27 protein-coding genes and 1 pseudogene are annotated in these 25,382 nt (G+C 74.3%); 16 read left to right on the top strand and 12 right to left on the bottom strand.

The window, feature by feature from the left end; genetic code table 11:
• Positions 1 to 20: 20 nt before the first annotated feature.
• From ACGFS9_RS26925 to ACGFS9_RS26915, 3 genes are read left to right on the top strand one after another with little or no spacing between them, the layout of a single operon-like run.
• On the top strand, positions 21 to 845 hold the full coding sequence (locus tag ACGFS9_RS26925) for a GvpL/GvpF family gas vesicle protein (protein WP_393256787.1): 825 nt from the start codon (positions 21 to 23) through the stop codon (positions 843 to 845).
• The gene (locus ACGFS9_RS26920; protein WP_393256786.1) at positions 842 to 1,069 is read left to right on the top strand and encodes a gas vesicle protein; all 228 of its coding nucleotides are present in this window, start codon (positions 842 to 844) and stop codon (positions 1,067 to 1,069) included. Before ACGFS9_RS26925 ends, ACGFS9_RS26920 begins: the two co-directional genes overlap by 4 nt.
• Positions 1,066 to 1,344 carry a gas vesicle protein K gene (locus tag ACGFS9_RS26915; protein ID WP_393256785.1) on the top strand — a complete coding sequence of 93 codons (279 nt, stop codon included), beginning with the start codon at positions 1,066 to 1,068 and terminating at the stop codon, positions 1,342 to 1,344. Before ACGFS9_RS26920 ends, ACGFS9_RS26915 begins: the two co-directional genes overlap by 4 nt.
• Here the strand turns inward: ACGFS9_RS26915 and ACGFS9_RS26910 are convergent.
• A complete protein-coding gene (locus ACGFS9_RS26910) occupies positions 1,298 to 1,918 on the bottom strand; it encodes a TetR/AcrR family transcriptional regulator (RefSeq protein ID WP_393256784.1) in 621 nt (206 codons plus the stop codon). The two genes, ACGFS9_RS26915 and ACGFS9_RS26910, sit on opposite strands and share 47 nt — an antisense overlap.
• A gap of 311 nt (positions 1,919 to 2,229) precedes the next feature.
• Here ACGFS9_RS26910 and ACGFS9_RS26905 point away from each other — a divergent pair, with 311 nt between their 5' ends.
• Positions 2,230 to 3,702, top strand: a complete 1,473-nt coding sequence (locus ACGFS9_RS26905; protein ID WP_393256783.1) for an MFS transporter — start codon at positions 2,230 to 2,232, stop codon at positions 3,700 to 3,702.
• 128 nt (positions 3,703 to 3,830) lie between these two features.
• Here the strand turns inward: ACGFS9_RS26905 and ACGFS9_RS26900 are convergent, their stop codons facing one another.
• Entirely contained in the window at positions 3,831 to 4,790 is a 960-nt protein-coding gene (locus tag ACGFS9_RS26900) for an ABC transporter substrate-binding protein (RefSeq protein ID WP_393256782.1), read from the bottom strand.
• Positions 4,791 to 5,120: 330 nt separating this feature from the next.
• Here ACGFS9_RS26900 and ACGFS9_RS26895 point away from each other — a divergent pair, with 330 nt between their 5' ends.
• The 4 genes from ACGFS9_RS26895 to ACGFS9_RS26880 are packed head-to-tail and all read left to right on the top strand — an operon-like array spanning position 5,121 to position 9,205.
• A complete protein-coding gene (locus tag ACGFS9_RS26895) occupies positions 5,121 to 7,652 on the top strand; it encodes an ATP-binding protein (RefSeq protein ID WP_393256781.1) in 2,532 nt (843 codons plus the stop codon).
• A 31-nt stretch (positions 7,653 to 7,683) separates the two neighbouring features.
• Positions 7,684 to 8,157: a roadblock/LC7 domain-containing protein gene (locus ACGFS9_RS26890; RefSeq protein ID WP_393256845.1), complete on the top strand. Its 474-nt coding sequence runs from the start codon at positions 7,684 to 7,686 to the stop codon at positions 8,155 to 8,157.
• Positions 8,158 to 8,208: 51 nt separating this feature from the next.
• Positions 8,209 to 8,643, top strand: a complete 435-nt coding sequence (locus ACGFS9_RS26885; protein ID WP_393256780.1) for a DUF742 domain-containing protein — start codon at positions 8,209 to 8,211, stop codon at positions 8,641 to 8,643.
• Positions 8,594 to 9,205, top strand: coding sequence for an ATP/GTP-binding protein (locus ACGFS9_RS26880; RefSeq protein WP_393256779.1), 612 nt, complete (start codon positions 8,594 to 8,596; stop codon positions 9,203 to 9,205). Before ACGFS9_RS26885 ends, ACGFS9_RS26880 begins: the two co-directional genes overlap by 50 nt.
• Positions 9,206 to 9,258: 53 nt before the next feature.
• On the opposite strand, the gene ACGFS9_RS26875 is transcribed toward ACGFS9_RS26880, so the two are convergent.
• The 4 genes from ACGFS9_RS26875 to ACGFS9_RS26860 form a co-directional block, all read right to left on the bottom strand.
• On the bottom strand, positions 9,259 to 9,933 hold the full coding sequence (locus ACGFS9_RS26875) for an ABC transporter permease (RefSeq protein ID WP_393256778.1): 675 nt from the start codon (positions 9,931 to 9,933) through the stop codon (positions 9,259 to 9,261).
• Positions 9,930 to 10,667 carry an ABC transporter permease gene (locus tag ACGFS9_RS26870; RefSeq protein ID WP_393256777.1) on the bottom strand — a complete coding sequence of 246 codons (738 nt, stop codon included), beginning with the start codon at positions 10,665 to 10,667 and terminating at the stop codon, positions 9,930 to 9,932. Before ACGFS9_RS26870 ends, ACGFS9_RS26875 begins: the two co-directional genes overlap by 4 nt.
• Entirely contained in the window at positions 10,667 to 11,803 is a 1,137-nt protein-coding gene (locus ACGFS9_RS26865) for an ABC transporter ATP-binding protein (protein WP_393256776.1), read from the bottom strand. Before ACGFS9_RS26865 ends, ACGFS9_RS26870 begins: the two co-directional genes overlap by 1 nt.
• A gap of 237 nt (positions 11,804 to 12,040) precedes the next feature.
• Positions 12,041 to 12,871, bottom strand: a complete 831-nt coding sequence (locus tag ACGFS9_RS26860) for a CDP-alcohol phosphatidyltransferase family protein (protein ID WP_393256775.1) — start codon at positions 12,869 to 12,871, stop codon at positions 12,041 to 12,043.
• Between the two features lie 106 nt (positions 12,872 to 12,977).
• Here ACGFS9_RS26860 and ACGFS9_RS26855 point away from each other — a divergent pair, with 106 nt between their 5' ends.
• The 5 genes and pseudogenes from ACGFS9_RS26855 to ACGFS9_RS26835 form a co-directional block, all read left to right on the top strand.
• A complete protein-coding gene (locus ACGFS9_RS26855; RefSeq protein WP_393256774.1) occupies positions 12,978 to 13,958 on the top strand; it encodes a dehydrogenase in 981 nt (326 codons plus the stop codon).
• Positions 13,959 to 14,094: 136 nt separating this feature from the next.
• Positions 14,095 to 14,493, top strand: coding sequence for a 6-pyruvoyl tetrahydropterin synthase family protein (locus ACGFS9_RS26850; protein WP_393256773.1), 399 nt, complete (start codon positions 14,095 to 14,097; stop codon positions 14,491 to 14,493).
• Positions 14,494 to 14,540: 47 nt separating this feature from the next.
• A complete protein-coding gene (locus ACGFS9_RS26845; RefSeq protein ID WP_393256844.1) occupies positions 14,541 to 15,716 on the top strand; it encodes a glycosyltransferase family 4 protein in 1,176 nt (391 codons plus the stop codon).
• Positions 15,713 to 16,642, top strand: coding sequence for a class I SAM-dependent methyltransferase (locus ACGFS9_RS26840; protein WP_393256772.1), 930 nt, complete (start codon positions 15,713 to 15,715; stop codon positions 16,640 to 16,642). The genes ACGFS9_RS26845 and ACGFS9_RS26840 overlap by 4 nt, the downstream gene beginning before the upstream one ends.
• Positions 16,639 to 17,685: pseudogene (locus ACGFS9_RS26835) on the top strand (lysylphosphatidylglycerol synthase domain-containing protein); the annotation flags it as partial. The gene ACGFS9_RS26840 and the pseudogene ACGFS9_RS26835, both read left to right, overlap by 4 nt.
• A 137-nt stretch (positions 17,686 to 17,822) precedes the next feature.
• On the opposite strand, the gene ACGFS9_RS26830 reads toward ACGFS9_RS26835, so the two are convergent.
• Positions 17,823 to 18,584 carry a creatininase family protein gene (locus tag ACGFS9_RS26830; RefSeq protein ID WP_393256771.1) on the bottom strand — a complete coding sequence of 254 codons (762 nt, stop codon included), beginning with the start codon at positions 18,582 to 18,584 and terminating at the stop codon, positions 17,823 to 17,825.
• Positions 18,585 to 18,623: 39 nt separating this feature from the next.
• Here ACGFS9_RS26830 and ribA point away from each other — a divergent pair, with 39 nt between their 5' ends.
• Entirely contained in the window at positions 18,624 to 19,331 is a 708-nt protein-coding gene (gene ribA, locus ACGFS9_RS26825; RefSeq protein ID WP_393256770.1) for a GTP cyclohydrolase II, read from the top strand.
• A gap of 219 nt (positions 19,332 to 19,550) precedes the next feature.
• Here ribA and ACGFS9_RS26820 read toward each other — a convergent pair whose 3' ends face one another.
• Positions 19,551 to 20,777 carry a serine hydrolase domain-containing protein gene (locus ACGFS9_RS26820; protein ID WP_393256769.1) on the bottom strand — a complete coding sequence of 409 codons (1,227 nt, stop codon included), beginning with the start codon at positions 20,775 to 20,777 and terminating at the stop codon, positions 19,551 to 19,553.
• Between the two features lie 213 nt (positions 20,778 to 20,990).
• On the opposite strand from ACGFS9_RS26820, the gene ACGFS9_RS26815 reads away from it, so the two are divergent.
• Positions 20,991 to 21,440 carry a PPOX class F420-dependent oxidoreductase gene (locus tag ACGFS9_RS26815; RefSeq protein ID WP_393256768.1) on the top strand — a complete coding sequence of 150 codons (450 nt, stop codon included), beginning with the start codon at positions 20,991 to 20,993 and terminating at the stop codon, positions 21,438 to 21,440.
• Here the strand turns inward: ACGFS9_RS26815 and ACGFS9_RS26810 are convergent.
• Complete coding sequence (locus ACGFS9_RS26810; protein WP_393256767.1) at positions 21,396 to 22,331, bottom strand: NAD(P)-dependent oxidoreductase; 936 nt, start codon at positions 22,329 to 22,331, stop codon at positions 21,396 to 21,398. The two genes, ACGFS9_RS26815 and ACGFS9_RS26810, sit on opposite strands and share 45 nt — an antisense overlap.
• 149 nt (positions 22,332 to 22,480) lie before the next feature.
• On the opposite strand from ACGFS9_RS26810, the gene ACGFS9_RS26805 reads away from it, so the two are divergent.
• Complete coding sequence (locus tag ACGFS9_RS26805) at positions 22,481 to 23,080, top strand: TetR/AcrR family transcriptional regulator (RefSeq protein WP_393256766.1); 600 nt, start codon at positions 22,481 to 22,483, stop codon at positions 23,078 to 23,080.
• A 244-nt stretch (positions 23,081 to 23,324) separates the two neighbouring features.
• Here the strand turns inward: ACGFS9_RS26805 and ACGFS9_RS26800 are convergent, their stop codons facing one another.
• The 3 genes from ACGFS9_RS26800 to ACGFS9_RS26790 all read right to left on the bottom strand — a co-directional run.
• Positions 23,325 to 23,990, bottom strand: a complete 666-nt coding sequence (locus tag ACGFS9_RS26800) for a TetR/AcrR family transcriptional regulator (protein WP_393256765.1) — start codon at positions 23,988 to 23,990, stop codon at positions 23,325 to 23,327.
• Between the two features lie 349 nt (positions 23,991 to 24,339).
• Positions 24,340 to 25,218 (bottom strand): phosphogluconate dehydrogenase (NAD(+)-dependent, decarboxylating), encoded by an 879-nt coding sequence (gene gnd / locus ACGFS9_RS26795; protein ID WP_393256764.1) that lies wholly within the window; start codon positions 25,216 to 25,218, stop codon positions 24,340 to 24,342.
• Between the two features lie 6 nt (positions 25,219 to 25,224).
• Positions 25,225 to 25,382: hypothetical protein (locus ACGFS9_RS26790; RefSeq protein ID WP_393256843.1), on the bottom strand; the 158-nt coding region annotated here is incomplete at its 5' end.

Raw genomic sequence — 25,382 nt, 5'->3', positions numbered from 1 at the left:
CGACGGGAGACGGGGAGCGCATGACGGAGCGACCGCCTGCATCGGAGGAGGCCACGGCGACCTACGTGTTCGCCGTCTGCCGGGGACCGGGTCCGGACGCGGTCGCGGGGCTGCGGGGGATGGCCGACGGCGCGCCCGTCGCCACCCTCGCGCTCGGCGACCTGACCGCGATCGTCCAGAGCGTCCGGGCCGGCGACTTCACCGACGATGCCTGGCAGGCCCGGCTCGCCGATCCGGGGGAAATCGAGCGGTACGCCCGCGCCCACCACGACGTGGTCTCGGCGGTGGCGGGCCGCTGCCCCACGATCCCCCTGCCGATGGCGACGCTCTACCACGGCGACACCGCGGCGCGTGCGGCGCTGGAGAGGGAGAGCGCGCGCTTCCGCGAGGCGCTCGGGCGCATCGCCGGGCACGCCGAATGGGGTGTCAAGGTCTACGCGGCTCCGTCCGGGCCCCGGCAGGACGCGCCGGAGCCGGAGCCGGAGCCGGAACCGGTCCCGGCCGACCGGTCCCGTCCGGCACCCGGCGCCGGTCTGGCCTATCTGCAGCGCAGGCGCGGCGCGCAGGAGCGCCGCGAGCGCGGCCAGGAGGAGGCCCTGCGCACGGCGGAGGACGTGGACACCGCGGTACGGCGGGTCGCCGCCGCGTCCCGGCGGCTGCGCGTCCACCCCCGGGCGCCGGGCGAGCACCGGCTCCAGGTCCTGAACGCCACCTACCTGGTGGCGCACGACCGCGCCCGCGAACTGGCCGCCCTGGCGCGGACCCTGCGGGAGCGGACGGGGGCGCACGTCGAGCTGTCCGGGCCCTGGGTCCCGTACTCGTTCGTCGGCGAGGTGGGCGGATGACCCGCGAGGTGGTGTCCTGGGACAGTCCCGGCCCGCTTCAGGGCCCCGTGGGCGTGCCGCTCGTGGACCTGCTCGACCGCGTCCTGGCCACCGGGGTCGTCGTCAGCGGCGACCTGGTCATCGCCATCGCGGACGTCCCTCTCGTGCGGGTGTCCCTGCACGCGCTGCTGTCGTCCGTCAGCGAGCGGGTTCCCGCGCCGTGGGCGGACGGAGGCCCCCTGTGACCGGCTCCCGGCTGGACCTGGACGCGGAACGGGTCGGACGCGACCTGGTCACGCTGGTCCTCACGGTGGTGGAGCTGCTCCGTCAGCTGATGGAGCGGCAGGCCATCCGCCGCGTCGACCAGGGCGATCTCACCGACGAGCAGATGGACGAGATCGGCACCACGCTGATGCTGCTCGACCGGCGGATGACGGAGCTGTGCGAGCAGCACGGCGTGCGTCCCGAGGACCTCAACCTCGATCTCGGTCCTCTCGGGACCCTGCTGCCCCGCGACTGAGCGGCGCCCGCACCCCGTCCAGGGCCACCGACAGGACGCGTTCGCGCTGGGCGTCGTCGAGGAAGTTCGTCGCGGTGATGCCGGCGATCATCCGCACCAGGTCGTCGAAGTCCATGTCGGTGCGGACGTCGCCGGACCGCTGGGCGCGGGTGAACAGCGGGCCGCCCGCGGCGTACATCGAGTCCCGGCAGGCCAGGAAGATCTCCGACTCGTCGTTCAGGGCCTCGCGGATGGCCCGCTTGGTGACGGTGTAGGCGACGAAGCGCCGCAGCCAGGAGGTCAGCGCGTCCCACGGCGCGAGGCCGGACACCTCCTCGGCGAGCCGGCACAGGTCCTCGACCTCGCCCGCGTAGACGCTCTCGAAGAGGTGGCGGCGGGTGGGGAAGTTCCGGTAGAGCGTGCCGATGCCGACGCCCGCGCGGCGCGCCACGTCCTCCAGGGACGCCTCCGCGCCCCGTTCCGCGAACGCCTCGCGGGCGGCCGCGAGCAGGGCGTCGTAGTTGCGGGCGGCGTCTTTGCGGTGCGGGCGGCGGGACGCGACGATCTCGCTGACGGGGTACGGCTCTGCCGTCACTGCTGCCTCCCGGCTGGATCGGGGTTGAAGCGGAGGGGTGCCTCCGCTACAGTGGAGGGGTACCTCCACTTTAACAGCCGGGGTGCGTCCCGGCGTCCGTCGCGTGCGGCCGCACGCGACGCCGACGCGCACGCGCCCGCGGCTCTCGACCCCGGCGGGCCGTGCACCGACGCACCGTCCCGTCCTCCCGTCCCGCACCGCGCGACCGCCGTCGCGGACGCCGGTGTGCCCGGGCGCCGATCCGCGCCCCGCCCGTCCCGTACGACCGCGGCCCGACGATCTCGGCCGCATCCTGTCCGGAGAGGCTCTCCATGCCCCGCACGTCCACCCGCCTCACCTTCGCGGTCCTCGCGACCGGTGCCGGCGTGTTCTCCATGCTGCAGTCGCTGATCGCACCGGCCCTGCCGACGGTCCAGCACGCGCTGCACACCTCGCAGTCCACCGCGACCTGGGTGATGACCGCCTATCTGCTGTCCGCCTCGGTCTTCACACCGATCCTCGGCAGGGTCGGCGACCTGATCGGCAGGAAACGCACGATGGTCGCCGTGCTGTTCGCCGTCCTGGCGGGCTGTCTGCTCGCCGCCCTCGCGCCCACCATCGGCGTGCTCATCGCCGCCCGCGTGGTGCAGGGCGTCGGCGGCGCCCTCTTCCCGCTGTCGTTCGGCATCATCCGCGACGAGTTCGCCGCCTCCCGGGTCAGCGGCAGCATCAGCAACCTGTCCGCGGTGATCGCCGCGGGCGGCGGAGTCGGCATGGTGGCGGCCGGCCCCATCGTGAGCGCCCTGGACTACCGCTGGCTGTTCTGGATCCCCGTCGGCATCGTCGCCGTCACCGCGCTCATCGCCCTGCGCTACGTCCCCGAGTCGCCCCGGCGGGCCGCGGGGCGGGTCAACTGGCTCGGGGCGGCCCTGCTGTCGGGCTGGCTGGTGGCCCTGCTGCTGCCCCTCAGCCAGGCCCACCGGTGGGGCTGGGGCTCGGGCCGGGTGATCGGCCTGTTCGCCGCCGCCGTGCTGGTCTTCGCCCTGTGGCTGCGCTGCGAGGCCCGCTCCGCCGGCCCGCTCATCGACCTGCGCGTCATGCGGCAGCCCGCCGTGTGGACCACCAACACCGCCGCGCTGCTGTTCGGCGCGGGCATGTACGCGATCTGGTCGTTCCTCCCCGGCTTCGTCCAGACCCCGCGCTCGGCGGGCTACGGCTTCGGCGCGAGCGTCACGGCGGCCGGACTGCTCATGCTGCCCATGCTGATCGCCATGTTCTGCTCCGGCGTGCTCAGCGGCCGGCTCGAACCCGTCGTCGGCGCCAAGAAACTGCTGGTCGCCGGTGCCTCGCTGGGCGCGCTCGCGTGCGCGGTGCTCGCCCTGTGGCACGACAGGCCGTGGCAGATCGCCCTGGCGGCCGGGGTGTTCGGCCTCGGCATCGGCCTCGCGTTCGCCTCGATGGCCAACCTCATCGTCGGCAGCGTCCCGGCCGAGCAGACCGGCGCCGCGACCGGGATGAACGCCAACGTCCGCACCATCGGCGGCGCCGTCGGCGCCGCCGTCACCGGCGTCCTGGTGACCGGCCGGCTCCAGCCCTCGGGCCTGCCGTACGAGTCCGGGTACACCCACGGGTTCGCCCTGCTCGCCCTGCTCTGCCTGTCCGCCGCGCTCGCCGCGCTCCTGGTGCCGGCCCGGCGCGCGGGACGCCCGGCGGGCCCGCGGGCCGCGGGCGACACCCGCGCCGACGGCGCCGGCACGGCGGCCGCCGAGGCCGGCCGGGCCCTCGCGCCCGGCTCGCGGAACTGAGGCGCGGCCGGGTCCGTGCGCCCGTCCCGTGCGCGGCCCCGCGTCGGGGCGGGCGCGGGACGGGCCCGCGCCCGTGCCGGGCAGGGATGCGGCACGGGCGCGCCGGTCACCGGGTCACTGCGCGCCGGTCAGCTCAGTCCGGCCGTGGACAGCCAGGACTTCGCCACGTCCAGCGGGTCCTTGCTGTCGTTCTGCACCTGCCCGTTGAGCGAGACCAGAGTCTCCGTGTCGAGCTTCGCGGAGACCTCGTCGAGGACCGATACGCCGGCCTTCGACAAGCCCTTCTTGTACGTCAGCGGCGTCACGTTCTCGAAACCGAAAAGACTCTTGGGGTCCTGGAGCACGACGAACTTGTTCTTCGTGATTCCGGGGTCCGTCGAGAAGATGTCGGCGGCCTGGATGTTGTTGCCCTTCAGGGCCGCCACGGTGAGCGGGCCGCCGGCGTCCAGCGCCTTGAAGTTCTTGAATTCCAGGCCGTACACGGACTTCAGGCCCTTCAGGCCCTGCTGGCGCGTCTGGAACTCCGGCGAGCCGCCGATCACCATGTCCTTCGCCACGTCGGCGAGGTCGGAGATGGTCGACTTGTCCGTGAGGTCGTACTTCTTCGCCGTGGCCTCGTTGACGGCTATCGCGTCCTTGTCCTCGGCCTTGGACGGCTTCAGCAGGCTCAGCTTGGAGTCGAGCTTGGCCGTGATGGCCGCGCTGGTCTCCTCGACCGTCTTCGGAGCGGCCTTGGCGTCGAGGTAGGCGAGCAGCGCGCCGTTGTACTCCGGCAGGACGGTGATCGTGCCGTTCTTGATCAGGCCGTACGTCGTCTCGCGGCTGCCGATGTTCAGCTTGTAACTGACTTTGATGCCCTTGGACTTGAGGGCCTCGCCGTAGATGTCGGCGAGCAGGATGCTCTCGGGGAAGTTGTTGGAGCCGACCACGACCGTTCCGCCCTTGGCGGTGTCGCCCTTCAGCGGGTCGGACGTGCCGGAGTCGTCGGAGGAACCGCAGCCCGTCAGTGCGGCCGCGGCCACGACCAGCAGGGTGGCAGCGTACGGTGCGGACGTTCGGGTACTTCTCGCGATGGTCACGTGTGTCATCCAGACTTGGCAATGGGTGGGGCGTGCGTGCGGTCTGACAGTCCCGACGATCCAATCGATCCCTCTCGAGGACCGTCAAGACACGAACAGATCACTGGTGGGGACCGTACAGCGTCACCGGTGTGACGCAACGCGATCAATATGCGGGGCAATCCGGCGTCAGCGCATGTCACTTTTTGGTTGATCATGGCCGTACTCTTACGCCAGCCGCTAGGGTTGGCCGCGTCGAGGGCCCCCTTCCGCTTGTCGGCCCGAGCGCGCTGTCATGACCACCGATCCACGAAGGCCTGCCACAAGGCTTCCAACGGGGAACGAAGTCAGGGAGGTTGGGTGCCCGCGCACAGAAAAGCCGCCTCGGGGCCGTCGTCCGCGGCTCGGCCGGCCGGCCGGGCGCCATCCCCGCTGGACCGCTGGCCGTTCCGCAGGAAACTCAACGTCCTGGTGATCGTGCCGCTGGCCGTGATCTCCGCGATGATCGCCCATGTCGTGCTCGGCGAGATCGGCAACGCCCGCTCGGCGGCCGACACCGCCCGGCTCGTCCGCGACAGCGCCCAGGTCACCCGGCTCATCGACGCCGTACAGACCGAGCACCGGCAGGCCCTGCTCGTCTCGCTCCGCCACGAGGCGGGCGCGGCCGGCGACTCCGCTCCGGACACCACCGCCTACCTCGACGCCCAGCAGGAGGTCGGCGCGCGCATCGACGCCGTGCGTGGCGCGTACGGCGACCGGCTGCCCGACGCCGAGGCCCAGGCGCTGAAGGAACTGGAGGGGCTGGACAGCCTCCGCACCACCGTCGAACAGGGCCCCATCCCCGCGGACAACATCGACCCCGCCTACGGGTCGGTGATCGAGGGGCTCATCGGCGGTCTCGGCCTGGGTGCCGCGGGCGGCGAGTCCGCCTCGTCCTCGGCCAACCTGCTCGACGCCCTGCTGCGCGCGGACACCGCCCACGCCTCCTTCGAGACGAGCGTGTTCGCGGCCCGCACCCGCAACTCCAACGCGCTCATCGAGTTCACCGGCGCGGTCGGCGACATCGACCAGTACACCTACCAGGCGGAGCGGTTCACCCGGTTCGCGGGCCAGGACCAGGGCACCGCGCTCGCCGGCATCGAGCGCAGCCCCTACCAGAGCGTCATCGGCCAGCACTGGGCCGCCCTCCAGGTCGACCCCGGCGCCCTGGTCGCCGACACGTCCGCCCAGGTGCGCGCCGCGCTCGACGACGCGCTGCGCGCGGACCCGACCTACGAACGGCAGGCCGCGAACCGGCTGAAGATCGTCCAGTCACTCATCGACGGGATCGCCGCGGACGCCCGGACCGCCTCGCACGACGCCTGGTGGCGGGTGGGCTGGCTGGTCGCGGCCAACCTGCTCGCCTTCGCCGCCTGGATGCTGCTGTCCGTGCTGACCCGCCGCTCGGTGCTGCGCACGGTGCGCTCCCTGACCGCCGCCGCCCAGCACGTGGCCGGCGCCGCCGGGACCGAGCTCGCCCGGGTCGCCGACGACGACGCCGACGACACCGGCCCGCCGCGGCTGGAGGCGGTGCCCGTGCCGGTGCGCGACGAGATAGGCGAACTGGCCGAAGCCTTCAACCAGGTCCAGGTCACCGCGACCGCCCTGCTGGAGCGGCAGGTCGTCAGCCGGCGCAACATCGCCGAGATGTTCGGCAACGTGGGCCGCCGCGTCAGCAACCTGACGGCCCGTCAACTCGCCCTGATCGACTCGGTGGAACGCGGCGAGACCGATCCCGAGGTGCTCGACCGGCTCTACCGGATCGACCACATCGCCGTCCGCCTCCAGCGCAACGCCGACAGCCTCATGCTCCTCGCCGGCATCAGCGAGACCGGTGTCACCACCGAACCGATGCGCCTGAGCAACGTCGTCCGTGCCGCGCTCGGCCAGATCGAGGGCTACCAGCGGGTCACCCCGCACGCCGAGGGCGACGTCACCGTCGTCCCCGACATCGTCGGGGACCTGACGCTGATGCTCGCCGAACTCCTGGAGAACGCCGTCATGTTCTCTCCGGCGACCAGCGGGGTCGAGGTCGTGCTGCGGCCCCGGCACGACGGCGGCGGCGCGCTCGTCGAGATCGTCGACCACGGCCTCGGCATGACCCCCGAGCGGCTGGAGCAGGAGAACGCCCGGCTGATCCGCCGCGAGCGGCTCGACCTCGCCCCGACCGAGGTCCTCGGCCTGTTCGTGGTCGGCGGTCTCTCCCGGCGCTGGGGCATCGAGGTCGCGCTGACCCGCACCCCGGGCGGCGGCGTCACCGCCACCGTCGCGGTCCCCGCCTCCCACCTGGTGGCCGGCGCCCCGGGCCCGGCCGCCCCGCGCGCACCGCGCGGCACACCGCCGCCCCGCCACGGAGGTCCGGCCGAACCCGGCCCCGCGCGCGTCGAGCCGCCCCGGGGCCCCGCGGGCCTGCCCCGCAGGGTGCCCGCCCGGCCGCGGACCGACGCGCCCGCCGGCCAGGCCCACCGGGCGGACCCCGGCGCCGAGCAGGCCATGACCCACGGCACCGTCCGGGCCGGTACCGGAGCCGACTCCGGCCCGTCGCCCGCCGCGCCCGCCGGCCCCGCCCGGCCCGGCGAGGCCGGTCCGCTGCGCCGCCGGGTGCGCGGGGCGACCCTGTCGGCCACCACCGCTTCGGCTCGGATGCCCCGCACCCGGGAGTCCGTCACCCACCGCAGACCGCCCTCCTGGCGGCCCGCCGACGCCGAGGCGGCGCGGTCCGAACTCGACGAGTTCGAGGCCGCCGTCCAGCGGGCCCGCCGCGACAGCGCCGGCGCGGACCGCCGGTCGTGGGCCCCCCGACCCGACGACGGTGCCGGCGGACCCGCCGGCACCGGCACACGGAACAGATGACACCCACCCCGGAAGGCATGAGCACGTGACCATGTGGACAGGCGGGCCGGAGTCCCGGGCCGCGGAGACCGAGACGGACGTGAAGGCCGCGGCGGCGGACTTCAACTGGCTGCTCAACCGCTTCGCCACCGAGACGGCCGGCGTCGTCGACGTCATCGGCGTCTCCTCCGACGGGCTGCTCATCGCCGTCTCCCGGCTGCGCGGCCAGGCCGACTCCGAACGGCTGGCCGCGATCGTCTCCGGCATCACCAGCCTGGCCACGGGCGCCTCCGCCAACTACGGGCTGGGCGGCCTCAACAAGGTCATCATCGACCTGGAGGAGGGCCACGTCCTGGTGTCCGCCCTCGGCACCGGGGCGGTGCTCGGCGTGGTCGCCTCGAAGGAGGCCAAACTCGGCAACATCGCCTACGAGATGACCCTCTTCGCCAACCGCGCGGGCGCCGTGCTGAGCCCGCAGCTCGTCATGGAGCTGAAGAACACCGTCGGCGTCGCCCCGGCCGGCTGATCCGCGACGTGAGCGCGCGACCGGTGACGGCACCGCAGGAAAGGGGAGGACGTGACGACGCCCGGCGAACCACGGGCCGGCCAGGACACGGAGTGGGAGGCGGAGCGGCCCGCCTCGGTCGTCCGGCCGTTCTTGCTGACCGCGGGGCGGATCGCCGGCGGGGACGGCCTCGTCCCGCCGATCCCCATCGAGACGCAGGTGGTCGCCACCGACGCGGGACTGGCCGCGCTCGACGCGTTCGCCTTCGACCAGCACCGCGACATCATCACCGTCTGCCGTGAGCCGCAGTCCCTCGCGGAGATCGCGGCGAAACTCCGGATGCACCTCAACGTCATCCGGGTCCTCGCCGACGACCTGCGTGCCGACGGCCAACTGGCCCTGTACGCACCCCGGGCCCACTCCAACCGCGACGTCTCCGTCCTGCGAAGGGTTATCGATGGTCTCCGAGCTGTCCCCGACTCCCGGGGCGCGATCCGTGAGGGCTGACGACGAGCGGCCCCGGCCGCCGCTGCCGGTGAAGATGGTGATCGCGGGCGGCTTCGGCGTGGGCAAGACCACCACCGTGGGCGCCATCTCCGAGATCGAGCCGCTGACCACCGAGGCGTCCATCACCTCGGTCGCGGCGGGCGTCGACGACCTCTCCCAGACGCCGGAGAAGGTGACGACGACCGTCGCCATGGACTTCGGCTGCGTGACGCTCGACCCGACGCTCAAGCTCTACCTGTTCGGCACGCCCGGCCAGGAGCGCTTCGGCTTCATGTGGGACGACCTCGTGGAGGGCGCGCTCGGCGGGCTCGTCATCGTCGACACCCGCCGGCTCGACGACTGCTACGCGGCCGTCGACTACTTCGAGCACCGGCAGATCCCCTTCGCCGTCGCCGTCAACGCCTTCGACGGCCGCGTCGAACACGATCTGGACGACGTACGGTGGGCGCTCGACGTCGCCGACCACGTGCCGCTGACCGTGTTCGATGCCCGGGAGCGGGGCTCGGTGCGCGACGCGCTGCTCGTCGTCCTCGAACACGCCCTCGCCACCGCGCAGGCCTGAGGCGGGGAGGGGCCGCGTACCCTCCCCGCCCCGGTGGAACGCCTCGGCCCCGCTCAGGCGGACCGGCGGCGGCGCACGCCGGGGGAGACCGCCACCCGGCCCACCGCCCAGAACAGCACGAGGACGAGCAGCGCGAGGACCGCCGTCAGCACCGCCCCGCCCACCACCTTCTCGTAGTCGCGCTGGTAGAGCCCGTCCAGGATGTACCGGCCCACCCCGCCGAGGGACACGTAGGCCGCGATCGTCGCCGTCGACACGATCTGGATCGTCGCCGACCGCAGGCCGCTGAGGATCAGCGGCAGCGCCGCCGGGATCTCCACCTGGAGGAGGATCCTCGACTCGTGCATGCCCATGCCCCGGGCCGCGTCCACGGGGGAGGGGTCCACGGTGCGGACCGCCTCGTAGGTGGTGATGAGGATCGGCGGGATCGCCAGCACCACGAGCGGGATCATCACCGGCACGATGCCGAGCCCGAGCCACACGAACATCAGCACCAGCAGGCCGAAGGTCGGCAGCGCGCGGGCGCCCGCCGACAGGAAGGCCAGCGCGTTGCCGCCGCGTCCGGTGTGCCCGGTGACCAGGCCGACCGGCAGCCCGACGGCCGCGGCGATCGCGAGCGCGCCCGCGGTGTACTGGAGGTGCTCCCACACGCGCTGCGGAATGCCGTCGTAGCCGTGCCAGTGGGCGCCGTCGCTGAAGAACGACTGCATGAAGGTGAGTACGTTCACGACACGCCCTCCGGGGTGCGCGCGGGGAGGTCCGCGGAGGTGTCCGCCGCGGCGGGGTCCGCGCCGCCGTCCGCGCGCCGCCGTGCACCGCGGCCCGAGGGCGGCTCCCAGGGGGTGAGGACCCGCCGGAGCAGGACCAGCAGGGCGTCGATGACGATCGCGAGCAGGGCGGTGGTGACCACCGAGGTGACGGCGAGGCGCGGACGGCCGTACAACTGCGCCGTGGTCAGCAGGTTGCCGAGCCCGCCCTGGTTGCCGATCAGCGCGCCCACGCTCACCAGGCTGATACTGGACGCGACGGCGACCCGCAGCCCTGCCATGATCGCCGGTACGGCGATGGGCAGTTGGACCTGGAGGTAGCGGCGCGCGAGACCGATCCCCATGGCCGAGGCGGCGGCGTTCGTCTCCTCGGGCACCGAACGGATGCCGTCGACGACCGCCGGCACGAGGACGACCAGGCTGTACAGGCACAGCGGGATCATCACGGTCAGCTGGGTCAGCCCGGTGTAGTCGATGAGCACCACGAAGAACGCGATCGACGGGATCGCGTACAGGACCGTCGACCCCCACAGCACGGGCGGGTACAGCCAGTCGTGGCGGACGCACAGCAGCCCGATCGGCAGCGCCAGCAGCAGGCCGACCAGCACCGGGACCAGCGCCTCCTGCAGGTGGATGCCGATCAGCCCCGCGTAGCTGTGCTGGAGATCGCTCGGTATGTCGAAGAAGCCGTCCATCACAGGGCCTTCGCACAGGCCGCGGCGTCGAGCGGAGCGCCGGGCGATCCGCCCCGCCGGGCCGCTCGGATCGCCGCCGCGATGGTGTCCTGCCCCGCGACGCCGAGGACCACCCCGGCGGCGTCGACCCCCACGGCCTGGCCGGCCGGCGACAGCACGGCGCGGTCCAGAGCCACGCGCAGCGAGTCCCGGCCCACCTCGAAAGGCGGCCCGCAGGGTTCGAGGGTGCCCGTCTCGCCGTCCCAGTCCCGCGGGGCCCAGCCGAGGGGCCCGCCGGCCTCGTCGGTCACGAGCACCGGCGCCTGCGGCGTGGCCCGTCCGGCGGCCTCCCGGGCACCGGAACCGGCGGCGACGACGCGCGAGCGGTCCAGTTCGAGGTCCCGGGTGGAGAGGAACGACAGCCCGCGGATGCCCCGGTCGGCGCCGAGGAACTCCTCGACGAACGCGTCGGCCGGCGCGGACAGGATCTCGTCCGGCGCGGCGAACTGCGCGAGCTTCCCGCCGGTGCGCAGCACCGCGATGCGGTCGCCGATCGTGATGGCCTCGTCCATGTCGTGGGTGACGAAGACGATGGCCTTGCCCAGTTCGCCCTGGATGCGCAGCAACTCCTCCTGCAGACCGCGGCGCACGACCGGGTCGACCGCGGAGAACGGCTCGTCCATCAGCAGGATGGGCGGGTCGGCGGCCAGCGCGCGGGCGACCCCGACGCGCTGCTGCTGGCCTCCGGAGAGCTGGTACGGGTAGCGGCGGGCCATGCCCGTGTCGAGTCCCACCCGCTCCATGAGGTCGGCCGCGCGGTCCCGGGCCCGCTGCTTGGACCAGCCCAGCAGCCGCGGGACCGTCGCGATGTTGTCGAGGATCGTCCGGTGCTGGAAGAGGCCGGCGTTCTGGATGACGTAACCCATCGAGCGGCGCAGGGCGTTGACCGGCTGCCGCTGGATGTCCTCGCCGTCCACCCGGATCGTGCCGCTGCTCGGCTCGACCATGCGGTTGATCATCCGCAGCGTGGTCGTCTTGCCGCAGCCGGAGGGTCCGACGAGCACGGTGATGGAGTGGTCCGGTATCTGGAGGGAGAGGCGATCGACGGCCACCGTGCCGTCTGCGTATCGCTTGCTGACATCTTCGATGGCTATCAAGCGTCGAAACCCTTCGGGGACGGCATGCCGCGCGCAGGGCGCGATCGCGTGCACAAGGGGTCGTAGTCTAGCCATCCGCTGTTCGGAGCAGGTCGGGGGCGGGTCCGCCGTGTGCACGGGGTCCGCCGGCGCCGCGGTCGGGCCGGACGGGGCTCGCCGTGCGAAAGGGGTTCAGGCGCCGTGCGGTCGCGCCCTCCGCGCGGCTCGCCGCGCGCGTGGACACCGTGCCCGTCGGGGTCAGGCCGCCGCGCGCTCGGCGGGCGCCGGGCGCACCTCCGCGGCCGGGGCCGCCGGGGCCACGCCGACCAGCGTCCGGGGGAGTCGCTCCGCCCGCGCCGCCTCAGCGGCCCGCGGGCGCGCGCCGTGCCGCCGCAGCCAGAGGATGTCGCGGCCGAACGACCAGACCAGGGCGCCCAGGGCCGCCGCCACGGCCGCGACCGTCACGCCGTACGGCAGGACCCCGGCCCCGGCGACCAGCAGCACCACGCCCTGCAGCGCGGCCACCGTCTTGCGCGCCATGCCCGGCGGAAGCGGGGCGTTCAGCCACGGGAACACCCGGGCCGCCGCCACGAACCCGTACCGCATGGTGCCGATCAGCAGCACCCACGGGCCGAGGGACATCGCCACGTACACGCTGAGGACCAGGATCAGGAAGGCGTCCACCTCCATGTCGAACCGGGCGCCCAGGGCGGACGAGGTGCCGGTCCGCCGCGCCACCTTGCCGTCGACGCCGTCCAGGATCAGGGCGACGGCCGTCAGGCCCACGAGCAGGCTCACCGGCGGTGAACTGCGGAAGGAGTCCGCCACCAGGGCGGTCACGCCGCCGACCAGGATCGCGCGGCCGAGCGTCACGCGGTTGGCCGGCCCGAAGGAGCGGGACCGGGCCCGCCGCAGGGCCCGGGTGAGCACCGCCCAGGTCGCGGTCCCGAAGGCCAGACCCGTCAGCCATCCCACCGGCCCCATCCCTATCGCCGTGCCCAGCAGCACCAGCAGCAGCAGCTGCACCCCGGCTCCCACCATGGTCTCCTGCTGGGGGAGCCTCGTGCCGTACGTGTCGTTCAGGGCCACCGCTCATCCTCCGGCCGTATGACAGAGTCGATCACCGCCGCGTAGTGTCCGCGGCCTGTCACCGGTCCGTACGTGAAGATCTGCTGAATCGTTCAGGGGGACGCTCATGGAACACCCGGCTCGCGCCTTCTGGCTCGCCGAACCCGGACGCGGAGAGATCCGTTCCGCGTCCGTGCCCGCTCCCGGGGAGGGGGAGGTGCTGGTGCGCACCCTGTACTCCGGGGTCAGCAGGGGCACGGAGACCCTGGTGTTCGGCGGCCGGGTCCCGGAGAACCAGCACGCCGCGATGCGCGCGCCCTTCCAGGAGGGCGACTTCCCCGCACCGGTGAAATACGGCTACCTGAGCGTCGGCCGGGTCGAGGAGGGCCCCGAACCGCTGCTCGGCCGCACGGTGTTCTGCCTCTACCCGCACCAGACCCGCTACGTCGTCCCGGCCGCCGCCGTGACCGTCGTGCCCGACACCGTGCCCGCGGCCCGCGCCGTCCTCGCCGGCACCGTCGAGACCGCGGTCAACGCCCTGTGGGACGCGGCCCCGCTGATCGGCGACCGGATCGCCGTCGTCGGCGGCGGCATGGTGGGCTGCTCGGTCGCCGCCCTGCTCGCCCGGTTCCCCGGAGTCCGGGTCCAGCTCGTCGACGCCGACCCCGCACGCGCCGACGTCGCCCGCGCCCTCGGCGTCTCCTTCGCGCTCCCCGGCGACGCGGCGGGCGACCTCGACCTGGTCGTGCACGCCAGCGCCACCGAGGCCGGCCTCACCCGCTCCCTCGAACTCCTCGCCCCCGAAGGCACCGTCATCGAGCTGAGCTGGTACGGCGACCGGCGGATCGCCCTTCCGCTGGGCGAGGCGTTCCACTCCCGGCGGCTCACCGTGCGCAGCAGCCAGGTCGGTTCCGTTTCCTCCTCGGCCCGGCCCCGCCGCAGCTACGCCGACCGGCTCGCCCTGGCCCTGGAACTCCTCGCCGAACCGGCCTTCGACGCCCTGATCACGGGGGAGAGCGCCTTCGAGGAACTGCCGGACGTGATGGGCGAACTCGCTTCCGGATCGATCCCCGCGCTGTGCCACCGCGTCACCTACGACGCGGAGTGAGCCGACCGGAACCGGCCTGACCTCCACGGATTCCGAAAAAGGCCGGCGGGCCGCTGAACACGGCGCGCCGGGTACCCGTACTAGACGACGTGATCCCGGCAGAGGATCCGACGCACCGCACCTGGAGGGTCGTCCGTTGTTCAGCATCACCGTCCGCGATCACCTGATGGTCGCCCACAGCTTCCGTGGCGAGGTCTTCGGCCCCGCGCAGCGCCTGCACGGAGCGACGTTCCTGGTGGACGCCACCTTCCGCCGCCCCGAACTCGACGAGGACAACATCGTCGTCGACATCGGGCTCGCGACGCAGGAGCTCGGCGCCGTCGTGAGCGAGTTGAACTACCGCAACCTCGACAGCGAACCGGACTTCAAGGACACCAACACCTCGACCGAGTTCCTCGCCAAGGTCGTCGCGGACCGGCTCGCCGCCCGGGTCCACGCGGGCGGACTCGGCGAGGGCGCCCGCGGCCTCACCGGCATCACCGTCACCCTCCACGAGTCGCACATCGCCTGGGCGAGTTACGAGCGTGCCCTGTGACCGACGTGATCCTCGACAAGGCGGTCCCGCGAGCCGGTCGGGGCACGGTGACGCCCGGCCCCGGCGGCGCGCTGGACTACGTGCCCGTGCAGCATCCGGCCCTGAAGAACGCCGAGATCGTCCCCATGTCCCTGCGCTCCGCACACTTCGTCATGCCGGGCGGTGTCGACGACCCGGCCGCGCCGAGCGGCGGCAACGCCTACGACCGCCGGCTCTGCCTGGACCTGCCCGGGTTCGGCTGGCAGGTCCACCGGCACGCCGTCCCCGGGCAGTGGCCCCGCCCCGGCGCCGCCGCCCGCACGGAACTGGCCCGGACGCTCGCCGACCTGCCCGACGGCACGGTCGTCCTCCTCGACGGCCTGGTGGCCTGCGGGGTCCCCGAGATCGTCGTCCCCGAGGCCGAACGGCTGCGGCTCGCCGTGCTGGTCCACCTGCCGCTCGGCGACGAGACCGGGCTCCCGCCCGACGTCGCCGCCGACCTGGACGCCCGGGAGCGCACGACCCTGCGGGCCGTGTCGGCCGTCGTCGCCACCAGCGAATGGGCCGTGCGCCGGCTCGTCGCCCACCACGGTCTCGCCCCCGACCGCGTGCACGTCGCCGCGCCCGGCGCCGACATCGCCCCCCTCGCCTCCGGCACCGACGGCGTCTCACGGCTGCTGTGCGTGGCCGCGGTGACGCCCCGCAAGGGCCAGCACCGGCTCGTCGAAGCCCTCGCCACCGTCACCGACCTGCCCTGGAGCTGCGTCTGCGTCGGCGGCCTCACCCAGGACCCGGGCTACGTCGCCCACCTGCGGTCGCTGATCGCCCGGCACGGCCTCGGCGACCGCCTGCACCTGGCGGGCCCGCAGGCCGGAGCCGAACTCGACGCGAGCTACGCCGCCGCCGACCTCATGGTCCTCACCTCCTACGCCGAGACCTACGGCATGGCCGTCACCGAGGCGCTGGCCCGCGGCATCCCGGTCCTGGCCACCGACGTCGGCGGTCTTCCCGAGGCGGTCGGCCGCGCACCCGACGGCGGGATGCCCGGCATCCTCGTGCCGCCGGAGGACCCCGGGGCACTCGCCGCCGAACTGCGCGGCTGGTTCGGCGAGGCCGACGTGCGCCGCCGGCTCAAGGCCGCCGCCCGCGGGCGGCGCGCCGCCCTCGACGGCTGGGCGGCCACCGCACGCAGCCTGGCCGCCGTCCTCGGCCGGCTGCCCGAGGCGCCCCGGAGGGCCGCGTGAACGCCCCGGCGACATCCCTGGGCGGGCCCGAGTCCGGACCGCCGGCGCCGCCGGACCCGTCCGGCCCGGCGGCCACGCGCTCCGCGGCCGACGAGGTGCCGCGCTACGCCCCCGAGTGGCTCCGGCTGCGGGAGCCCGCCGACGCCGAGGCCCGCGCCACCGGGCTGCTCGATCCGCTGCGCGCCCGGCTCGCGGACCGGGCGGTGTCCGGCGGCGACCTGGTGATCCACGACCTGGGCTGCGGCACCGGCTCGATGGGCCGCTGGCTCGCCCCCCGGCTCGACGGGGCCCAGCACTGGGTCCTGCACGACCGGGACCCCTACCTCCTGCACTTCGCGACGGCGCAGGCACCCCGGGAGACGGCCGACGGCAGCCCGGTCGGCGTCACCACGCAGCGCGGCGACATCGGACGGCTGACCGCGGACGCCCTCGCCGGCGCCTCCCTGGTGACCGCGTCGGCCCTGCTCGACGTGCTCACCGGCGAGGAGACCGACCGGCTCGCCGCGGCCTGCGCCGACGCCCGGGTGCCCGCGCTGCTGACCCTGTCCGTCGTCGGCCGCGTCGACCTCACCCCCGCCGACCCGCTGGACACCGAGATCGGCGAGGCGTTCAACGCCCACCAGCGGCGCGCCGGCCGGCTCGGCCCCGAGGCCGTCACGGCCGCCTGCGAGGCGTTCGGCCGCCACGGCGTGAGCGTGCGGGCCCACCCGAGCCCGTGGCGGCTGGGACCCGACCGGGCCGAACTGACCGAGCAGTGGCTGCGCGGCTGGGTCGGCGCGGCCGTCGAGCAGGTCCCCGCGCTCGCGGCACGCGCCGAGCCCTACCTGCGCGCCCGCCTGGAGTCCCTCGCGGCCGGTGAACTGCGCGTGCTCGTCCACCACAGCGACCTGCTGGCCCTGCCCCGCGAGGACGGGGGCGCGCCGTGAGCGCCGGCCTGGGCACGGTGAGCGCGGTGCAGCCGGTGGCGTCGCCGGTCACGGCCGGCCAGGCCGCCGCCGCGGCGACGCCGCCGGGCCCGGTGGTCCGCGCGGGCGGCGTGCCGGTGGCCGCCGGGTCCCGGACTCCCGGCTCGGCGCCGGTGCCGCCGGGAGTCCGTTCGGCACCCGGCCGCCCCGCGGACGCACCGTCCCCTCCGGGTCCCGCGCGGCGTGTGCCGCGCGCCCTGCGCCGCCACCTCGGCACGGTCGCCGGCGCCCTCATCCTCGGTGTGCTGCTGTGGCGCCTGGGCACCGGAGCCTTCGTCGACGGGGTCCGCCGGATCGACGCGGCGACGCTCCTGGCGGCGCTCGGGATCGGGCTGCTGACCACGGTGTTCAGCGCCTGGCGCTGGTGCATCGTCGCGCGCGGGCTGAGCCTGCGGCTCCCGCTCGGCACGGCCGTCGCGGACTACTACCGGGCGCTGTTCCTGAACGCGGCCCTGCCCGGCGGCGTCCTCGGCGACGTGCACCGGGCGGTACGGCACGGGCGCGGCGCCGGCGACCTCGGCCGGGGCGTACGCGCGGTGGTCCTCGAACGCACGGCGGGCCAGGCCGTCCTGACGGCCGTCGCCGCGGTGGTGCTGCTGACCCGGCCCTCACCCGTCCTCGGCGGGCTGCGCGAGTCGGTCCTGCCGGTCGCCGTCGTCTCGGTGTGCGCGGTGGTGACCGCGGGTGCCGTCCGGCGCGGCCGGACCGCCACCCGCGCCACCCGACGCCACGGGGCCTTCCGCGCCGCGCTCACCGAGGCGCGCGGCGCCCTGCTGGCCCGGCGCAACTGGCCCGGGGTGGCCCTGTCGTCGGTGCTGGTGCTCGCCGGCCATCTGGCGATGTTCGTGCTGGCGGCACGGGCGGCCGGGTCGGACGCGTCCGTCGGACGGCTGCTGCCGCTGGCGCTGCTGGCGCTGCTGGCCATGGGGCTGCCGCTGAACATCGGGGGCTGGGGACCGCGCGAGGGCGTCACGGCCTGGGCGTTCGGCGCTGCGGGCCTCGGGGCGGGCACGGGCCTGACCGTCGCCGTGGTCTACGGCGTACTGAGCTTCGCGGCGAGCCTGCCCGGCGCCGTGGTCCTGGTCGTCCGGTGGGGAGCCGCCGCCCGGCGGACCCGCGAGGAGAGCACGGAAGGGCGTGATCAGTGCAGCGTCTCGGACGTCACCACGGACGCGTACGCGCCGAAGGCCTCGGCCAGCCCGGCCAGGAGTTCGCGGCCCTTCTCGGCGGACGCCCTGGACGGCCGGCCGATGACCCCGGACTCGGTGTAGGCCGCCATGCCGAGCGTGAGCAGGTGCCGGCGGTCGTCGGCCACGGCATCGGAGGTCTCATAGCCGGCCCCGACGGACTCCGGGTGGGCGTGCAGGAGGATGGACGTCTCGATCTCTCCCGCGTGCATGTCGCTCAGCAACGAGGTCCGCACACCGGCCCGTTCGCACGCCTCCTGCCAGTCCTCCGCCGCGGGGAAGAGCGCCATGCGCGTGCCCGTGCCGGCCGACTCCTGGACGACGTTGCCCAGCACGTAGTTCCCGCCGTGCCCGTTGACCACGACCAGGGCGTCGACGCCGGAGCGCCGCAGCGAGGCGGCGATGTCGCGGACCACCGCGTACAGGGTGACCGCGGAGATGCTGACCGTGCCCGGCCAGTCGGCGTGCTCGTGCGAGCAGGAGATGGTCACCGGCGGCAGGAGCTGCACGGGGTGCGCCGCCGCGATCTCCCGTGCGATCGCGCACGCGACGAGCGTGTCCGTCGTCAACGGCAGGTGCGCGCCGTGCTGTTCGAGGCTCCCGACGGGAAGGACGGCGATCTGACGGGCGACACCGGCCCCCCGCGCGCGGACGTCCTCCGTGGTGTCCAGCGGCAGGATGCCGGACACCGCCGGGCGCGCTCCCGAACCACTCATGTTTTCACGGCCCTTTCGACTCTGCTTAGGAACCAGATCATGACAGACAACTTTGGCGTACTCGGCGGGAAGCCCCACCTCACAGGTGTCGAACGCGTCGTGACGGCCCCGCTGCCCACCGAGTACGGCGACTTCCAGGCGGTCGGCTATCTCGACCACGACCTGGGCGAGGAGCAGGTCGTGCTCGTCCACGGCGATCTGTCGGCCCTGCGGGAGGGCGACGTGCTCACCCGGCTGCACTCGGAGTGCCTGACCGGTGACGCGTTCGGCTCCCGGCACTGCGAGTGCGGTCCCCAACTCGGCGCCGCGCTCCGGGCGATCGTCGCCGAGGGGCGCGGGGTCCTCGTCTACCTGCGGGGGCACGAGGGCCGCGGCATCGGCCTGCTCGCCAAGCTGAAGGCGATGAAGCTCCAGGCGGAGGGCCTGGACACCGTCGAGGCGAACCTCGCGCTCGGCCTGCCGGTGGACGCCCGGGACTACCGGGTGGCGGCGGGGATGCTGCACGACCTCGGGGTGCGGTCCGTGCGGCTGCTGTCGAACAACCCGCGCAAACGGGAGTCGCTTCGGCGGCACGGCATCCGCGTCGCCGAACAGGTGCCGCTGCTCATCCCGCCGTGCGAGGACAACCTCGGCTATCTGCTCACCAAGCGGGAGCGGCTCGACCACCACCTGCCGCACCTCGACGGCGAGGTGTGGGCGGAGGCGATCCTCGGCCGGCCGGTGCGGACGGTCGCCGCCGAGGAGTGAGGGCGGCTGCCCGGCGGGAGGCCCCCGGTGCCGGCGCGGGCGGAACGGCTCGGCCGGCGCCCGCCCGGCACCCGCGGCCGCGGTGCGCCGCCCGGCTTCGCGCCCGGCGGCGCACCGGCGGGAGCCGGCCGTCGTGACCGCCTGCGCACCACCGGACCTCCGGCGGTGCCCGCCGTGGAGCGCGGCGGGCGGGCCGTTCCCGCCGGGTGCGGGCTCCGCTCAGCCGTCGATCGCCTCGTGCACCAGCCGCCGGAGTTCGGGGTAGACCGAGTGGGAGCCGCGCGGGCGCAGCTGGCTGAGGAACTGCACGGTGAGGTCGTTGCGCGGGTCGATCCAGAACGTGGTGGTGGCGACACCGCTCCAGCCGAACGCGCCCTGGCTGGACGGCGAGCGGGTCCGGCCGGGGTCCACGACGACCGAGACGCCGAGGCCGAATCCGAGGCCCGCGCCGCCCGGCTCCTGGTGGAACGGGGTGCCGAACTCGCGCCGGTCGGCGTTGCCGGGCAGCTGGTTGGAGGCCATCAGCTCCACGGTCTCCGGGCGCAGCAGCCGCACCCCGTCCAGCTCGCCCCGGCGGCGGAGCAGTTCGGTGAAGCGGTGGTAGTCGTGGGCGCTCGCCACCATCCCGCCGCTCCCGGACAGGAACGTGGGCCGACCGTGCAGCGGCAGTCCGGGCACGGGCCGGATGCCTCCCTCGCCGTCCTCCCCGTACAGCTGCGCGAGGCGTGGCCGCCCGGCGGCGGTGACGTGGAAGCCGGCGTCCGCCATGCCGAGGGGACCGAAGATCCGCTCGTGCAGGACGGTGTCGAGGTCCTGGCCGCAGACCACCTCGACGACCCGCCCGAGGACGTTGGTCGCCACGGAGTAGTTCCAGCGGGTGCCGGGCTCGAACTGCAGCGGCAGCCGGGCGTACACCGCGCAGGTCTCGGCCAGGTCGGCGCCGGGCGCGACGGACGACTCCACCCCGGCCTCCCGGTAGAGCGCGTCGACGGGGTGCGCGTGGTAGGAGCCGAAGGTCAGGCCCGCGGTGTGACTCAGTAGATGACGGATCAGCAGGGGGCGGCGGGCGGGCCGGGTGACCGTGGCGGCCCCCGAACCGCTGACGTACACCCGTGGTGCGGCGAAGGCCGGGAGGTGGTCGGACAGCCGGTCGTCGAGTCCGAGACGGCCCTCCTCGACCAGCGTCAGCGCGGCGACCGAGGTGACCGGCTTGGTCATGGAGTACATCCGCCACAGGGTGCCGGTCTCGACGGGCAGGTCCGCCTCGCGGTCGCGGCGGCCGTACGTGGTCAGGTGGGCGACCTTGCCGTGCCGGGCGACGCAGACCAGGAAGCCGGGCAGCCGGCCCTCGTCGACCAGGCGGGCGAAGTGCCGGTCGAGGCGGGCCAGCGCCGCGGCGCCGAGGCCGACCGCTCCCGGTTCGACGTCCTGTCGCAGCTCTCCCATGGGTCTCCTCCGGGCCGCGCCCGTCTCGTTCATCGCCGTGCACGGGCCGCGGCGGGCCGGTCCGCGCCGCGGCGGGCGGTGCGCACGGCGTCCGTGCGCCCGGGCGCGAGTAGACACCGTCTGCTCGGGCCCGGGAAGAGGTCCGTGCGGCCGGACGGGTGACGGGGCGGCTCCGGCGGAACGGAGTGTGGCATCCGGGACGTTGTACCGGACATGAACGCTCAGGAGACCCGCGGCGAGACACGCGACGACCTGCTCGCCCTGCTGTCCGCCCACCACGGTGGCGTCCTCGTCACCCTCAAGAGGGACGGCCGGCCCCAGCTCTCCAACGTCGTCCACGTCTACCACCGGGACGAGGGGATCATCCGCGTCTCCCTCACCGACGACCGCGCCAAGACCCGCAACCTGCGCCGGGACCCCCGGGCCTCGTACCACGTGACCAGCGACGACCGCTGGGCGTACACGGTCGCCGAGGGCACCGCGGAGCTGACGCCGGTCGCCGCCGACCCGCACGACGACACGGTCGAGGAGCTGGTCCGCCTCTACCGCGACCTCAGCGGTGAGCATCCGGACTGGGACGACTACCGCGCGGCCATGGTGCGCGACCGCCGCCTCGTGCTACGGCTGCACGTGGAGCGGGCCTACGGCATCCCCGCCCGCTGACCCGGCGTCCGCCGCCCGGCCCGCGCCGGTGCGCTCCTCGATGGCCCGCAGGACCGCGACCATGTCGAGGTCGCCGTGGCCCAGCGCCACGGTCTCGGCGAAGAGGGCGTGGCAGACGTCCAGCAGGGGAGAGGCGTGACCGGCGTGCCGGGCCGCCCGGGCGATCAGCTCGTTGTTCTTCAGGACGTCCAGGGCCGCGGCCTGCACGCCGAAGTCGCCGTCGAGCAGCTTGGGAGCCTTCATTCGGGAGACCGCGCTGGCCATCGGTCCGGCGTCCAGGACCTCCAGGAACAGCCGCCGGTCCAGCCCCTGCCGGTCGGCGAAGTGGAACGCCTCGGCCAGCCCCGTCACCAGGGTGATCAGGAACAGGTTCACCGACAGCTTCATCGCCAGCGCGCCGGGCACCGCGCCGCAGTCGAACGTCCTGTCGCACAGGGGTGCGAGCAAGGGGCGCACGTCCTCCAGTGCGGCGCTCTCCCCGGCGAGCATCCCCACCAGCCGTCCCTGCCGGGCCGGGACGCGCGAGCCCGAGACGGGGGCCTCGGCGTACCGGCCGCCCGCCGCGCGGATGTCGGCGTCGAGCGCGCGCGAGTACTCGGGGGACGTCGTGCCCATGTGGACGACGGTGCGTCCCGCCACGCGGGCCGCGAACCCGTCCGTGCCCCGGCCGAGCACCGCGTCGACGGCGTCCTCGTCGGCCAGCATCAGCAGGACCGTCCCCGCCCGGTCGAAGACCTCCGCGGGGCCGGACGCCACCGAGGCGCCCGCGGCGCGCAGCGGCTCGGCCCGCGACGGCGTGCGGTTCCAGACCAGGAGCGGGACGCCCGCCCGCACCAGGTTCAGTGCCATGGGCGTGCCCATCACGCCGAGACCGACGAAGCCGACGTGCACCGGGACCGCCCTCTCCGGCCGGCGGGAGGGCCCGGCCGTCGCGGGTCGCTCTCTGCGGCACTGGTTATGACAGCCGTCATGGTAGCCGGATTCATGACGGCTGTCATAGTGGGAGTGCGCGGGACACCGGTCGGCGCGGGAGGTCGGGAATGGCGGAAGCGAAGCGGGGGCCGCGCGAGCGGATGGTCTTCAGCGCGGCACAACTCATCCGGCGCGACGGGGTGACCGCGACCGGGATGCGGGACGTCGCCGAGCACGCGGGCGCGCCCCGCGGCTCGCTCCAGCACTACTTCCCGGGCGGCAAGGCGCAGTTGGTCGAGGAGGCCGTCGCGTGGGCCGGCCGCTACGCGTCCCGCCGCGTGGCGCGCTTCCTCGCCGCCATGCCGGAGCCGACGCCCGCCGGGCTGTTCGCCGCGATGCTGCGGCAGTGGACCGACGAACTCGTGGAGACCGGCTTCGCCGGCGGGTGCCCCGTCGCGGCGGCCACCGTCGACTGCGCCGAGTCCGGCGCGACGACCCGCGCCGCCGCGGCCGAGGCGTTCGCCCAATGGGTCCGCCCGGTGGCGGAGGCGCTGGCGGCGATGGGCGTCCCGGACCGGCGCGCCGAACCGCTCGCGACCCTGATGATCAGCGCGCTGGAGGGGGCCCTCCTCATCGCGCGCGCCGAACGCGACGTACGCGCCCTGACCTGTGTGGGGCGTGAGCTCGGGCCGCTGCTGGACGCGGCGCGCGAGGACGGGGCCGGGTGAGGCCGTTCGCCCGGCCCGCGCGGACGCGGGCGGACACGACGGCCGCCGGGCGGTCCGGCGGGGGGCTCCGCACACCCCGGCCGTCCCTGAACCCGGCCGGAGTGCGCGGAGCCCGGTCCGGAGCCGGCGGACCGGCGTGTGGCAGGTTCCCCGATCGTCGGGCATGACCGGAGGCCGCATCAAGGGCCGTTCCGTGGAAAGCCGGTGAACGCCGGACGGCCCGCGGCGGACGCCCCCGGCGCGGTCAGCCGGCCGCGCGGTCCGCGGTGAGGTACGCGATGACCATGTCGCCGAGCATCGCCCGGTAGCGGTCCCGCTGGTCGGAGGCGACCAGATCGCGGCCGAACAGGGCCCCGAACGTGTGCCGGTTGGAGACCCGGAAGAAGCAGAACGAACTGATCATCGCGTGGAGTTCCACGGCGTCGACGTCGGCCGTGAACACGCCGCGTTCCCGGCCGGCGGCCAGGATGCGGCCGACGACCTCCAGGGCAGGCGAGCCGATGCCGGCCAGCTTCCGCGACACCGCGATGTGTTCGGCCTCGTGGAAGTTCTCGATGCTCACCAGGCGGATGAACTCGGGGTGCGCCTCGTGGTGGTCGAAGGTCAGCTCCACGAGCCTGCGGATCGCGGCCACCGGGTCCGTGTGCTCGACGTCCAGGCCCTGCTCGGCCTGCCGCAGGGCCGTGTACGCCCGCTCCAGGACCGCCGTGAACAACTGCTCCTTGCCGCCGAAGTAGTAGTAGATCATCCGTTTGGTCGTGCGGGTGCGGGCGGCGATCTCGTCGACGCGGGCGCCGGCGAAGCCGGCGCGGGAGAACTCCCGGGTCGCCGCGTCGAGGATCTCGGCGCTGGTGCGGGCGGCGTCGCGGCCGCGCCCGCCGGGTCGGGCCGGGTCCTCGGCGCTGCTCATCGGCTTCCTTCGGACGGGAGGGTCGGTGCCCGCGATTGTAGGAGCAGTCCGCCCCGGAGCGGGATGTGCCGCCGAGGGTTCCTCGCCCGGCGTCCAGCGAAGAGGGGCCGGACCCGGGGCGGGCCGCCCGTACGGTGACTGCACCGCTGCACCGCTGCACCGCCAAGCCTCCGTGCCCGGTGGCCCGGGGTGCCGCGAGCCCGGCATCCGTGCGCCGCGGGGCACGTCGCCGCGGGTTCCCAGCCCGCGCACGCAACCGGCCCGCCCGGCCGCGGGGCGCGCGGCCGGGCGGGCCGGGGCAGATCCCGGGCCCCGGGCGCCGGAGTGCCCGGGACGGGACGGGCCGGTGCTACTGCGCGGACTCGACGGCGTGGCCGCCGAACTGGTTGCGCAGCGCCGCGATCATTTTCATCTGCGGGGAGTCGTCCTGGCGGGAGGAGAAGCGCGCGAAGAGGGACGCGGTGATGGCGGGCAGCGGCACGGCGTTGTCGATGGCCGCCTCGACGGTCCAGCGTCCCTCGCCGGAGTCGTCGGCGTGGCCGCGCAGTCTGTCGAGGTGCTCGTCGCCGTCCAGGGCGGCGACCGCGAGGTCGAGCAGCCAGGAGCGGATGACCGTGCCGCCCCGCCAGGAGCGGAACACCTCGCGCACGTCGGTCACCGAGTCGACCTTCTCCAGCAGCTCCCAGCCCTCGGCGTACGCCTGCATCATGGCGTACTCGATGCCGTTGTGGACCATCTTGGAGAAGTGGCCCGCGCCCACGCTGCCGGCGTGCACGAAGCCGAAGTCGCCGTCGGGCTTGAGCGCGTCGAAGACGGGCTGCACCCGGGCGACGGTCTCGGCGTCGCCGCCCACCATCAGCGCGTAGCCGTTCTCCAGCCCCCACACCCCGCCGGAGACCCCGGCGTCGACGAAGCCGATGTTCCTGGCGGCCAGCTCGCCGGCGTGCTTCTCGTCGTCGGTCCAGCGGGAGTTGCCGCCGTCCACGACCGTGTCGCCCGGCTCCAGCAGATCGCCGAGTTCGTCGACGACGGCCTGGGTGGGGGCTCCGGCCGGCACCATCACCCAGACCACGCGCGGGCCGTGGAGAGCGTCCACGAGTTCGGCGAGGCTGCCGACGTCCGAGAGGTCGGGGTTGCGGTCGTAGCCGACGACGGTGTGGCCGGCGCGGCGTATCCGCTCGCGCATGTTGCCGCCCATCTTGCCGAGGCCGACGAGTCCGATCTGCATGTCAGTTCACTTCTTCCCGAGAGAGCGGTAGGTGGCCACGAGGGTGCTGGTGGAGGGGTCCAGACCGGGCACCTCGGTGCCGTGGGTGAGGGCGGGTTCGATGCGCTGGGCGAGGACCTTGCCGAGTTCGACGCCCCACTGGTCGAAGGAGTCGATGTTCCACA

It is taken from the genome of Streptomyces sp. NPDC048566 (assembly GCF_043199735.1).
Classification (GTDB): domain Bacteria; phylum Actinomycetota; class Actinomycetes; order Streptomycetales; family Streptomycetaceae; genus Streptomyces.
This window is presented reverse-complemented; position numbering and strand designations above follow the sequence as displayed.